Source organism: Nocardia wallacei (genome assembly GCF_014466955.1).
Taxonomy (GTDB): Bacteria; Actinomycetota; Actinomycetes; order Mycobacteriales; family Mycobacteriaceae; genus Nocardia; species Nocardia wallacei.
Map to the genome: position 1 here is coordinate 2,570,548 of NZ_AP023396.1, position 12,367 is coordinate 2,582,914.

Annotated in this window: 11 protein-coding genes; 8 read left to right on the forward strand and 3 right to left on the reverse strand. The window is 70.7% G+C overall.

Annotated elements, in window-relative coordinates; genetic code table 11:
• The first annotated feature begins 223 nt into the window (after positions 1-223).
• The 3 genes from NWFMUON74_RS11695 (at position 224) to NWFMUON74_RS11705 (ending at position 2,163) form a co-directional block, all read left to right on the forward strand.
• A complete protein-coding gene (locus NWFMUON74_RS11695; RefSeq protein ID WP_187687832.1) occupies positions 224-661 on the forward strand; it encodes an ester cyclase in 438 nt (145 codons plus the stop codon).
• A 91-nt stretch (positions 662-752) separates the two neighbouring features.
• Positions 753-1,748, forward strand: coding sequence for a cation diffusion facilitator family transporter (locus NWFMUON74_RS11700; protein ID WP_425300379.1), 996 nt, complete (start codon positions 753-755; stop codon positions 1,746-1,748).
• A 64-nt stretch (positions 1,749-1,812) separates the two neighbouring features.
• Positions 1,813-2,163: a hypothetical protein gene (locus tag NWFMUON74_RS11705; RefSeq protein WP_187687834.1), complete on the forward strand. Its 351-nt coding sequence runs from the start codon at positions 1,813-1,815 to the stop codon at positions 2,161-2,163.
• Between the two features lie 6 nt (positions 2,164-2,169).
• On the opposite strand, the gene lexA is transcribed toward NWFMUON74_RS11705, so the two are convergent.
• Complete coding sequence (lexA, locus tag NWFMUON74_RS11710; RefSeq protein WP_187689092.1) at positions 2,170-2,883, reverse strand: transcriptional repressor LexA; 714 nt, start codon at positions 2,881-2,883, stop codon at positions 2,170-2,172.
• A gap of 291 nt (positions 2,884-3,174) precedes the next feature.
• On the opposite strand from lexA, the gene NWFMUON74_RS11715 reads away from it, so the two are divergent.
• Positions 3,175-3,684 (forward strand): lytic transglycosylase, encoded by a 510-nt coding sequence (locus NWFMUON74_RS11715; protein ID WP_187687835.1) that lies wholly within the window; start codon positions 3,175-3,177, stop codon positions 3,682-3,684.
• Positions 3,685-3,907: 223 nt separating this feature from the next.
• The gene (gene nrdR / locus NWFMUON74_RS11720) at positions 3,908-4,384 is read left to right on the forward strand and encodes a transcriptional regulator NrdR (protein ID WP_187689093.1); all 477 of its coding nucleotides are present in this window, start codon (positions 3,908-3,910) and stop codon (positions 4,382-4,384) included.
• A 16-nt stretch (positions 4,385-4,400) separates the two neighbouring features.
• On the opposite strand, the gene hrpA is transcribed toward nrdR, so the two are convergent.
• Positions 4,401-8,480 (reverse strand): ATP-dependent RNA helicase HrpA, encoded by a 4,080-nt coding sequence (gene hrpA, locus NWFMUON74_RS11725; RefSeq protein ID WP_187687836.1) that lies wholly within the window; start codon positions 8,478-8,480, stop codon positions 4,401-4,403.
• Between the two features lie 126 nt (positions 8,481-8,606).
• Between hrpA and NWFMUON74_RS11730 the strand changes: the two genes are divergently transcribed.
• The 3 genes from NWFMUON74_RS11730 (at position 8,607) to NWFMUON74_RS11740 (ending at position 11,611) form a co-directional block, all read left to right on the forward strand.
• Entirely contained in the window at positions 8,607-8,795 is a 189-nt protein-coding gene (locus NWFMUON74_RS11730; RefSeq protein WP_187687837.1) for a hypothetical protein, read from the forward strand.
• A 258-nt stretch (positions 8,796-9,053) separates the two neighbouring features.
• Positions 9,054-10,277 carry an aminotransferase family protein gene (locus NWFMUON74_RS11735; protein ID WP_187687838.1) on the forward strand — a complete coding sequence of 408 codons (1,224 nt, stop codon included), beginning with the start codon at positions 9,054-9,056 and terminating at the stop codon, positions 10,275-10,277.
• A gap of 710 nt (positions 10,278-10,987) precedes the next feature.
• Positions 10,988-11,611 (forward strand): DUF5134 domain-containing protein, encoded by a 624-nt coding sequence (locus NWFMUON74_RS11740; RefSeq protein ID WP_197987003.1) that lies wholly within the window; start codon positions 10,988-10,990, stop codon positions 11,609-11,611.
• A gap of 28 nt (positions 11,612-11,639) precedes the next feature.
• On the opposite strand, the gene NWFMUON74_RS11745 is transcribed toward NWFMUON74_RS11740, so the two are convergent.
• Positions 11,640-12,332: a PhzF family phenazine biosynthesis protein gene (locus tag NWFMUON74_RS11745; RefSeq protein ID WP_187687840.1), complete on the reverse strand. Its 693-nt coding sequence runs from the start codon at positions 12,330-12,332 to the stop codon at positions 11,640-11,642.
• Positions 12,333-12,367 lie beyond the last annotated feature (35 nt).

A 12,367-nucleotide genomic window follows, 5' to 3' on the forward strand; every position in this document is an offset into this window, starting at 1 on the left:
TGTGGCCCGGCGACCAGCGCGTTCGCCGGTACAGCGCGGTGGTTCCGCGAGTCCGCGCAACCTCCCGTCGAGCCGCGGTGAGCCAGGTGCACCCGCATCCGCGAAAGGCGAGTTACCCGCACGGCAGGCGCGGTCGTAGGGCCGAGGGGTGGCGGACCGGGGCGAAGCGCTCTGACTATGTCAAGATATAGTCAGGTATCAGGCGAGTGTTCTCGGAGGACGAATGGATTCGGTGCGGTCGGCTTACGACGCGGTGCAGCGGGCCTGGACCGGGCAGGACTGGCGGGCGTGGGAGGACACCTGCGCAGCGGGCTATCGGTTCGATCCGTTCGCGGGGTTGCGGCTGGATCTGCCTGGGACACTGGCGTGGAGCCGCGCCTGGTTCGCGGCCTATCCCGACTACACCGAGGAGATCGCGGCCGTGCACGTCGGCGGCGGCACGGTGGTGGCCGAACTGGTCGGGACGGCGACCTCGGCCGCCGACTTCGCGCTCGGCGGCACGACACTGCTCCCCGCCACCGGACGCCGGTTCCGGATCGCCTACGTCAAGGTGCTCGAGTTCGACCACGAGCTGAAGGTCGTGCGAGACCGGCAGTATCAGGACCGGCTCGACCTCTACCACCAGCTGGGCGTGCCGATGCCGGGGCAGGGCGCTCGTTGAGGATGTGATCGCGGATGAACCGTCCAGCCTCTTGTATATATAGCGATGCGTGCATATGATCGCGAACGGCGTATCCGAACGAATAGGGGAGATGATGGGCGCAGGACACGCACACGGCCATGCTTCGGCGCACTCGCACGCGCAGGCATCGCCGGACAGCGACAAGCGCTGGCTGGCGGGGGCGCTGGCGGTGATCGTGGTGTTCCTCCTCGGTGAGGTCGTGGTGGGTGTGATCGCGGGATCGCTGGCCCTGCTGTCCGATGCGGCGCACATGCTGACCGACGCCGCCTCGATCGCGTTGGCGCTCTGGGCCATTCGCCTGGCCGCCCGTCCCGCCGCCGGACGGATGACCTTCGGCTGGAAGCGGGTCGAGATCCTCTCCGCACAGGCCAACGGGCTGACCTTGCTGCTGCTGGCGATCTGGCTGGGCTACGAGGCGATCCGGCGTCTGGCCGATCCGCCGGAGGTCACCGGCGGCCTGGTGCTGGGCACCGCGTTGGTCGGCATCGTCGTCAACCTGGCGGCGACCTGGATGATCTCGCGCGCCAATCGCACCAGCTTGAATGTCGAGGGCGCCTTCCAGCACATCCTCACCGACCTGTTCGCCTTCATCGCCACCGCGGTCGCCGGTGTGGTCATCGTGGTGACCGGTTTCGCCCGGGCCGATGTGATCGCCACACTGGTGGTGGTGGCTCTGATGGTGCGTGCGGGTATCGGGCTGGTCCGCGCGTCCAGCCGAATCTTCCTCGAGGCCGCGCCCGCCGACCTCGATCCGGCCGAGATCGGCCGGGCCATGGCCGCCCGCGACGGTGTCGTGGAGATCCACGATCTGCACATCTGGGAGATCACCTCCGGGTCGCCCGCGCTGTCGGCGCATGTGCTGGTCGAGCCGGGCCGCGACTGTCACGCCGTGCGGGAGGACTTGGCGCAGTGGCTGATTCGCGCGCACCACATCGAGCACGCCACGCTCCAGGTGGATCACGCGCAGCCCGAACTGATCGAACTCGGCAGCCGCTCCCCGGCGCATTGCGAGGACGCCCACGACGCTTCGCGGGCGCGTCCGGATTCGATGGCCGCCCGGCACTGACCCCGAACACGCGGCGCCGCCGCCGTTGCGCGGAATTGCGCCGGTGCGGGTGGACGATGAGGGCATGAAGCGATCTCGCCAGATCGAGTTCCGCATCGTCTTGGTCGCCGGGTCGGCCGCCGGGTTGCTCACGGCCGGCACGGGGCTCGCGTCGGCGGCGCCGACCGTCACCTTCGCGGGCGGCGCCACCATCACCGCGCACGTGGTCGGAGCGAAGCCGGGCTACGACTGCCAGATCGCGGCGCGGCACATCGATGGACCGTGGCGGCGAGTGCCCGCCCACGGGGTGGTCGATCTCGAGTCGGGGCCGGTGCCGGCCGGACGGCACGTGGTGCGAATCCTGTGCGAGAACCGCGAGCGCGGTGACGCCGCCACGCACCTGGTCGGCCGGGCGACCGAGGTGCTCACCGGCTGATCCGGCTCAGATCTTGCGGATCACCGTGACGACCTTGCCCAGGATCTGGGCGTCGTTGCCGGGGATGGGCTCGAACAGCGGATTGTGCGGCAGCAGCCAGACCTGCTTGCCCGCCCGCTTGAACGTCTTCACCGTGGCCTCGCCCTCGATCATCGCCGCCACGATGTCGCCGTTGTCGGCGACGTTCTGCTGGCGCACGACCACCCAGTCGCCGTCGCAGATGGCGGCGTCGACCATCGACTCGCCGACGACCTTGAGCAGGAACAGCGAGCCCTCGCCGACCAGCTCGCGCGGCAGCGGGAAGACATCCTCCACGGCCTGCTCGGCCAGGATCGGACCACCGGCGGCGATCCGGCCCAGCACCGGCACGTAGGTCGGGATCGGCTGGTCGGCCGACTCCGCCTCCAGCGGGCGCAGTTGCGCCACCTCACCGGCGGCCGCGCGCAGCGCCGTCTCGTCCAGGCCCCGGACATCCACGGCGCGTGGGCGATTCGGGTCGCGGCGCAGGTAGCCCTTGCGCTCCAGGGCGCGCAGCTGATGGGCGACCGAGGAGGTCGAGGTGAGCCCGACCGCGTCGCCGATCTCGCGGATGCTGGGCGGGTAGCCGCGCTCGCTGACCGAGGTGCGGATGACCTCCAGCACCTTGCGCTGGCGGACGGTGAGGTCCGCCCCGGTGCCGGGCGAATCGGCCCCGTCCGTTTCGGTGGCGGGGTCCTCCACGTCGGGGTGCCCGCCTACCGTGCGTTCGCTCACTGTCGCCGTCCTCCGTTCCTGGATGTTCTCGGTTCGTCCCCGGCGCCGCGGAACCGGCTGCGGGCGCTCGTCATGGGTCTCACCGGGTTTCGTGCCTCGAATGTAGTCCGCTCGTCACCAGGTATCAAACATCTGTTCGACGCATGTCGCGGGAAGCCGTGACTTTGTCGGTGCCCCATGGTAAGAATCGAACATCAGTTCTTCGAACACATGAGCGAACGCCGTTCCGTCCCGCCATATCACCTGGAGGTCTGTCCGATGCGCACCGCGATCAGCGAAATCGACTCCACCGGAGGCGATCTGGGCTTCGACACCGTCCCGCGCGTCCCCGGCGCCCCCGAACGTTCGCGGCCCGCCGAGGTCGCCCGCCCGGATCCGGATCCGCGGCGGCCGCGCGGCGACCGTCCCCGGGCCGCGGTCGTGCGTTACGACCGGCCGCGCACGGCGCGTCCCCGGGGCCCGCACCCGGCCGAGCGGGTGGAGCGGGCGCGGGTGGGCTTCGCGACGCTGGCGGTCGCCGCGCTGGTGAGCGCCGCGGTGGTATGCGGCCTGATCGGGGTGGCGCACCTGCGCGCGAGCGCGCCGGCCGGCGAGTCCACGGCGGTGGTGCAGGTCGGCGCGGGGGAGTCGCTGTCCGAGGTGGCGGCGCGAGTGGCGCCCGGCGTCCCGGTGCGGGACACGGTTCGAAAGATCGTGGAACTCAACGGTTTACGTGGCGCCGAGGTGTCCTCGGGGCGCACGCTGATCGTGCCGGCGTCGGGCCGTTGACCGGTGTGGCGTGGCCGCCGCGGGGCGGTCGCCGGCGCCGGGCCCGGTCCGCCCGATGCCGTCCGGGCCGGTCCCGAGCGGGGTTGTCCGGGGTGTACCCGGTCATCGTCGCTGTCCTGCGGGTATCCTCGAGGTTGCTGCACACCGACGCAGCAGGCGCTGGACCCATACGGTGATGTTCGATGTCGCCGTGACCGATGCAGGCATCGACGAAGGATCTCGGATGCATTGCCCGTACTGCCGGCACCCGGATTCGCGGGTCGTCGACTCGCGTGAGGCCGAGGAAGGCTCGGCCATCAGGCGTCGTCGTGCCTGCCCGAAATGTGGGCGGCGCTTCACCACTGTCGAGACCGCGATCCTCTCCGTGGTGAAGCGCAGCGGCGTCACCGAGCCGTTCAGCCGTGAGAAGGTGATTCGTGGCGTGCGCCGGGCCTGCCAGGGCCGCGAGGTCGACGACGACGCCCTGAACCTGCTCGCGCAGCAGGTGGAGGACGCGGTGCGGGCCAAGGGGTCGCCGGAGGTGCCGAGCCACGAGGTGGGGCTTGCCATCCTGGGTCCGCTGCGCGACCTGGACGAGGTGGCGTACCTGCGTTTCGCCTCGGTGTATCGATCCTTCAGCTCCGCCGAGGATTTCGAGCAGGAGATCGCCGATCTGCGACGCCACCGCGCCGAGCACGCGGTCGGCGTCAGCGCGGACTGAGCCCGGACCGGACCGGTCAGCCCGCCGATTTCCGGGCCGGTGTCGCGTTCCGGGCCGGCGTCGCCCGCACGGCGGCGATCACCTTCTCGATTCGCTTGGCCGACACCGGATATGGCGTGCCGAGCTGCTGCGCGAACAGGCTGACCCGCAATTCCTCTGTCATCCACCAGATCTCGGTGACCTCGCGGGCGGTGCGGCGGGCCTCCGGTAGCGCGTCGAGCAGTCGCTGGTAGGCGGCGTGCACGCGATCGAGTTCGGCCATGCCGCGCCGATCCCGGTCGGCCGATGCGGGCAGTGCCTCCAGCCGGGCGACCGCCGCCTGCAGGTAGCGGGGCAGTTCCCGCAGCCGGGCACTGCCGAACTCCCGGACGAACCCGGGAAAGACCAGCTCGTCCAGCTGATGAGTGACATCCTCGGCGACCTCGCGATTCGTGGTCTCCGACAGCGCCGTACGCACCCGATGGGCCTCGGCGAGTACCGGAACCACCAGCCGGACGATCCGCGCGACGGTCTCGGAGAACCGCGGGCGGATCCGGTCGACCAGGGCCCGGAACTCCTCGGGCGCGCGGACCGGACCGCCGTTCGCGGCGATCAGCTCGTCGGCGGCGCAGGCGCGGCAGTCCTCCACGAGCGCGTCCAGCGAGCCGTACGGGTTCTGGGTCAATGCCAGCCGGTCGGCCGGGGACAGGCCCGCGGTGACCGCGCGCGGCGAGGACGGCAATTCGCTCAGCACCAGCGCGCGGGTGCCCGCCCGCATGGCGGCGGCCTGCTGGACCGGTGAGGACAGCACCCGAACGGCGACCCCGTCACCCTCGGGGACCAGAGCCGGATAGCCGGTGATGGTCTGCCCGCCCACCTCGCGGCGCACGGTCGGCGCCAGGGTGCCCAGCGACTCCGACGTCCACACCGTCGCGGGCGCCCGTTCGGCGGCCGCGGTGGCGCGTGCGACCGATTTCGAGACCTGGTCGGCCAGCGCGGATTTCAGCGCCGCCAGGCTCTTGCCGCGATCGAGCACCGTGCCGTCGGGCGCGATGGCGGCGAAGGTCATGCGCAAGTGGTCGGGCAGCGCCGCGGGGTCCAGGTCGGCCGGGGCGATCGGCACCGAACCCAGCCGGGACAGCTCCCGGGCCAGCCCGGTGCGCAGTGGTTCGGCCCGCGGCGTGAGCCGGGCCAGTGCCGCGCGGGCGAAGTCCGGGGCCGGAACCACGCTGCGGCGCAGCTGTTTCGGCAGTGTTTTGATCAGGGCGGCAGCCAATTCCTCGCGCATTCCGGGCACCAGCCAGTCGAACCCGACGGCGCGCACGTGCGCCAGCTGCGCGACCGGAATGTGCACGGTCACACCGTCATCCGCCTGCCCGGGCTCGAATTGATAAGTGAGAGCGAAGGTCAGCTCGCCCTGCCGCCAGCTGTCCGGGAATGCGGTCGGGTCCAGCCGCGCCGCGTCCTCGTTCACCACCGTCGAGGCCGAGAAGTCCAGTAGTGTGGGATTTTCCCGTTTCGCTTTCCGCCACCAGCTGTCGAAATGCCGTACCGAGACGATATCGGCGGGCAGGCGCTGATCGTAGAACTCGAACAGCACCTGATCGTCGACGAGAATATCGCGGCGCCGCGCGCGGTTCTCCAGATCGGCGACATCGTCGAGCAGTTCCCGGTTGCGATGGAAGAACTCGTGGCGCGTCTGCCATTCCCCTTGCACCAGTGCGTGTCTGATGAACAGTTCGCGGGAAAGGGGCGCGTCGATGCGACCGAAATCGACACGCCGCTGGGTCACCAGCGGAATGCCGTACAGGGTCACGCGCTCGTACGCCATCGCCGCGCCGCGCTTGGCCGACCAGTGCGGTTCTGAGTAGGTGCGTTTCACCAGATCGCCGGCCAGCCGCTCGGCCCATTCCGGTTCGATGCGCCCGGCCATGCGTCCCCACAGGCGCGAGGTCTCCACCAGTTCGGCGGCCATCACCCAGCGCGGCGGTTTCTTGGCCAGCGCGGAGCCGGGGAAGATCATGAACTTGGCGTTGCGCGCGCCCAGGAATTCCCGGGTCTCGGCCTCCCGCACGCCGATATGGGACAGCATGCCCGCCAGCAGCGACTGGTGGATGGCCGTGGCGTCCCAGGGCAGCGGGTCGGTCTCGTCCCGCACCGCCGCGACCTTGCCGTCACTGTGCCAGCCCAGGCCCTTGGTGATGGTGCGCAGCTGACCGTGCAGGTCCTGCCATTCCCGGATGCGCAGGTAGTGCAGGAATTCCTCGCGGCACCGCCGCCGGAACTGATTGGACGACAATGTGTTCCGCTGCGTCCGCAGGTAGTCCCAGAGTCGCAGGTAGGCCAGGAAGTCCGAATCGCCCACGGTGAACCGGGCATGTTTGGCGTCGGCGGCCTGCTGGAACTCGGCCGGGCGCTCGCGGACGTCCTGGATCGACAGTGCCGCCACGATCACCAGCACCTCGGGCAGGCAGCCGTTGCGGTTGGCCTGCACCAGCATTCGGCCCATGCGCGGATCGACCGGAATCTGCGCCATCTCGCGGCCGACCGCGGTCAGCATCAGATCGCCGACCATGGCCGCGCGGTGGCGACGGTGCTGCGGCCCGGATTTCGTTGTGCTCTGGGCCTTCTCGTCGTCGGCCGCGGAGTTGCGTGCCAATGCGCCGAGCTCCTCGAGCAGTGCGATGCCATCGCGGATGGCCCGCTGATCCGGCGGTTCCACGAACGGGAAGCTCTCGATATCGCCGAGGCCGAGCGCGGCCATCTGCAGGATGACCGCGGCCAGATTGGTGCGCAGGATCTCCGGCTCGGTGAACTGCGGACGCGCCTGGAAATCGGCCTCGGAGTAGAGCCGGATGCAGATGCCGTCGGCGACGCGGCCACAGCGGCCGGACCGCTGCCGGGCCGACGCCTGCGAGATCGGCTCGATCGGCAGCCGCTGCACCTTGGTCCGCATCGAGTAGCGCGAGATGCGCGCGGTACCCGGGTCCACGACGTAGCGGATGCCGGGCACGGTCAGCGACGTCTCGGCCACATTGGTGGCCAGTACCACGCGACGACCCGTGTGCGACTGGAACACTCGGTGCTGTTCGGCCGCCGACAGCCGCGCGTACAGCGGCAGTATCTCCGTGCGGGGCAGTTTCAGATCGCGCAGCGCGTCGGCGGTGTCGCGGATCTCGCGCTCGCCGGACAGGAACACCAGCACGTCACCGTCGCCCTCGGCGAGCAGTTCGGTGACCGCGTCGCCGACAGCGTCGACCGGATCGCGGGCCGTCACGGAGTCGCCGCTGGCGGATTCCTCCGCGTCGTCGTCCTCGGTCCGCGCGGGAGCGTCCGGCAGCAGCGGGCGGTAGCGGATCTCCACCGGATACGACCGTCCCGACACCTCGACGATCGGCGCGGGCCTGCCCTGGTCGTCGGAGAAGTGCCGTGCGAACAGCTCCGGATCGATCGTGGCCGAGGTGATGATCACCTTCAGATCCGGCCGGCGGGGCAGCAACTGCTTCAGATAGCCGAGCAGGAAGTCGATGTTGAGACTGCGCTCGTGGGCCTCGTCGATGATGATCGTGTCGTAGCGGCGCAGCAGCCGGTCGCGCTGGATCTCGGCGAGCAGGATGCCATCGGTCATCAGCTTGACCAGGGTCCGGTCGGAGGCCTGGTCGGTGAAGCGGACGGTGTAGCCGACCACGTCGCCCAGTTCGGTGCCCAGTTCCTCGGCGATGCGCTCGGCGACGGTGCGCGCGGCCAGCCGCCGCGGCTGGGTGTGCCCGATGGTGCCGCGAATGCCGCGACCCAGTTCCAGGCAGATCTTGGGGATTTGGGTGGTCTTGCCCGAGCCGGTCTCGCCGGCCACGACCACGACCTGATGTGCGGCGATGGCCGCGGCGATGTCGTCGCGGCGTGCCGATACCGGTAGCTGCTCGGGATAGCGGATCTCCGGTACGGCGGCGCGGCGGGTCGCGATGCGCTGTTCGGCGGCGGCTATGTCGGTCTCGAGGTCGCCGAGGTCGCCGCCGCGGGCCTTGTCGAGCCGCCGGCGCAACCGGTGTTCGTCGCGGATCGAGAGATCGGCCAGGCGGGTTCGGAGCTCGCGGGGAAGGGCGGCGGTCCTGGTCATTGCATCAACCAGGGTAGCGAAGTCGGCGCCGGGGGATCGCGTCGCGGGGGCGGCGCAGATCACCGAACGATTGCTATCGGGTCGCTGTCATTCCTCGCGTACCGCCCGGTATGCCACCATCGGTCCATGACCGCTGGTTTCGGAACGCCGATGTGGGTCCGTGCCCTGCGCGTTGTCTCCGTGCTGCTGGGGATCGCGGCCCTGCTCCGTACTCAGGTTCGCGCGCTGGGAGCGGGCGTTTCGGCCGCACTGCGCCGCCCGCTCGCCCGGCTGCGCGGTGACGTCGGGCGGCAGCGGTTCGCCGGTTCGGCCTGAGTAGTCGGTGGCAACCGAGGGGTCCGGAGCCACCTGGCCCCGGGCCGGAATGTGCCGGAGGTCTGCCCAAGGGCTGTCGCGGGTGTGAGCCTCATGGTGGTGGCCTCGGTGTGCCGGTCTCCCCGATCGCGCCCGGGTAGTCTGGCGGCGCGGTATTCGCGTCGGCCGGGGTTCGAATAGCCGGAAATTCGCTCGAGATCGGGCGGGGTGCCGTCAGCGGGGGCGCGGTGAGTAACGTGCCGAGGAGAGGAGCCTGAGATGGGTGCGCTGTGGCACGGTTTCGCGGATATGGGCGCCGTCGAGCGGGACGGAGCCTTCGTGGTGGCTCGCGGTGCGGGCGCCTACGTCTGGGACCGCGCCGGGAACCGTTACCTCGACGCCACCGCCGGGCTGTGGTTCACCAATGTCGGGCATGGCCGGCGCGAGATCGCCGACGCGGTCGCGGCGCAGCTGTCCGAACTGGCGCACTACTCCAACTTCGGTGACATCACCGCGCCGGTGACGCAGGAGCTCGCGCGGCGGCTGGCCGAGTTGGCGCCGGTGCCGGGGAGTAAGATCTTGTTCACCTCCGGCGGCTCCGATTCGGTCGACACCGCCGCCAAGTTGGCTCGCCGGTTTTGGCGCGAACTGGGGCGGCCGGACAAGACCCTGATCGTCGGACGCCGATTGGCCTACCACGGCATGCACGTCGCGGGCACGGCGCTCGGCGGCATCGCGGTGAACCGGGAGGGGTACGGCGAGCTGATGGCCGACGCCCGCACCGTCGAGTGGCACGATCCGCGGGCGCTGCGGGAGTTGATCGACGAGGTCGGCGCCGAGCGGATCGCGGCCTTCTTCTGCGAGCCCGTCATCGGCGCGGGCGGGGTATATCCGCCGCCGGAGGGATATCTGGCCGAGGTGCGCCGGTTGTGCCGCGAGCACGACATCCTGTTCGTCGCCGACGAGGTGGTCACCGGGTTCGGCCGGATCGGCGGATCCTGGTTCGCCTCTTCGCGTTTCGGACTGGAGCCGGACCTGATGACCACCGCCAAGGGCCTCACCTCCGGCTACCTCCCGATGGGCGCGGTGTTCGCCGCCCCGTGGGTCGCCGAGCCGTTCTTCTCCGGCGGCGTGTGGTTCCGCCACGGATACACCTACGGCGGTCACGCGGGCGCCGCGGCGGCCGCGATGGCGAACCTCGACATCATCGAGCGCGAGCACCTACTGGATGCCAGCAAGAACCTGGAAACCCTACTCCACGAACACTTCTCGCCTCTGGCCGCGCACCCGCGCGTCGCCGAGGTCCGCAGTGGACTCGGCGCGGTCGCCGCGGTCCAGCTCGCCGACCCCGCCGAGGCTCCGGCGATGGTGCGCGCGTTGCGCGCCCAAGGCGTATCGGGCCGCGCCGCGGGCCAGGGCGCACTACAGCTCTCCCCTTCCTTCGTGATCACCGAGGAACAGGTCGCCGAGATGGCAGCGGCGTTCGGCCGCGCACTGGGCTGACCCGGCCGGACCTGAATCGGCACCGAATCATGTGGCTTCCGCCGTCTCGGTGGTGCGAGTGCGTGCTCGAGCCGGATCGCCCTGGCGTCAACGCTTCGAGATTCGTCGTGCGACAGCGCGGGACGTCGTCCGGTGATGCGGGGGTGTGATGCGGCGGCGTGGGAGGTCGTCCGGTGATGCGGGGGTGTGATGCGGCGGCGTGGGAGGTCGTCCGGTGATGCGGGGGTGTGATGCGGCGGCGCGGGACGTGGTCCGGTGATGCGGAGTGTGGTGCGGCGGCGTGGGACGTGGTCCGGTGATGCGGAGTGTGGTGCGGCGGTGTGGGACGTGGTCCGGTGATGCGGAGTGTGGTGCGGCATTGCGGGACGTTGTCCGGTTGATGCGGGAGTGTGATGCGGCGGCGCGGGCCGTTCGGGCAGGCCGGATTCCATGCGGGACAACCGTCCGGGCTGGGCAGCCGGGCAAAGGCGCTACTCCTGCCTTCGATCGGCGTTGTGGGCGGGCCGGATCCGGCGCGCGGTCCCGGTGCGGAATGCGGCCGGGCACCCGGTGCTACTTCTCGCCTCGATTGTCGCGGGCGTGGTGCCGACTCGTTGCGCGGCAGGGGCAGTGCGGGGACAGTTCAGAGGCAGCGATGGCGGCAGGCGGGCGGTGGCCGGGGGCGGCACGGGGGTGCGAGCATGGAGGGACGGCCGGTCGGAGGTGTGGGCGTGGGCGCTTTCATGGTGGAGTACGAAGCACTGCGCTGGGGTGTGACGGCGGCGTTCGCGGTGACGGCCGTGCTCGTGGCGGCGCGGTTCGCGGCGGCGGGTCCGGCGTCGAATCGCCCGTCGAATTGCCATGGGGAAGTGGCAATTCCGGTACCTCCGGCAGACCGTGAGGCGGACGCCGCGCACCTGCTCATGTGCGTGGTGATGCTGGCGATGCTGATGTTCCCGGTCGCCGCGGCGCCCGCCGCGGTACACGGCGTGCTGACGGCGATGGTCGTCGTGTACAGCGCGTTACTGGCCGGACGCGTGCTGCGGCGCCGCGCCGCCGGCCCGGGCACGATCGCCGTACCGGTGGCCCCGCTCGTTTACCACGTGCTCGCCGCCGGGGCGATGCTCTGGGCCATGTCGGGGCACGCGTACGGTGCCCACCACACCGCCCCGCGACTGCCCATGATCCTGCTGGCCGCGCTGTTCACCGCCGACGCCGTCCTCATGCTCGTCCCGGCCGCGAAAAACCTTCTCCCGCACGCACTCCCGCATCGGTCGGGGCGCGCGGCCGTCGTCCCGCACCTGGTCATGGATCTCGGCACGGCCTACATGCTGCTCGCCGCGGCGGTCGGCTGACAGGCCCCGGGGCCTGCGGGCCACCGGGTTACAGGACTACGGGGTGGTCGGCGACGGTACGGCCGCCGAGGCGGACCCAGCCGTCGGAATCCCATTCGGTGAACAGCTGGGAGCCCTGGCCCTGGGTGATGATCAGCCCCCGGCGGAGCTGGGCCGTGAGTGCGATGGCGGCGGCGCCGGTGGCCTCGTCTTCGGCGATGCCCATGGCCGGGGCGAACATGCGGGTGCGAACGGCGCCGCGGCCCTCGTCGGTCCAGGACCAGACGTAGTGCTGGCCCGCGGGGAAGTCGGCCGGGTCCAGTGTCGCGACCAAGGCGGGATCGCCGAATTCGTGGAAGCGGAAGGCGGGGGCCCACTCCGCGCGGGCCTGCACCCAGATCAGCCCCTCGACCGGCGCGACCGCGACCGGTCCGGCCGGGACCTCCAGCACCTTCACCGGCGTGCCCTGTTCCGACAGCCACCACGCGGTCCCGACGGTCGGATGCCCGGCGAACGGCAACTCGACGGCGGGGGTGTAGATGCGCATCCGCGCAGTGTCCTGGACCGGCTGCTCGACCACCACCGTCTCGCTGTACCCGGCCCGCGCCGCCAGCGCCTGGTGATCGACGTCGACGACATCGGCGGCGCGGGCGATGCCCAGTGGATTGCCGAACCGTCCCGTCGCGTCGGTGAAGACCCGAACCACCTCGACCTGCGTACCGTCGCTTTCGAGTGCGCCCATGGTGCCCCAGCCTACTCGTGGCAACCCCGCCCACC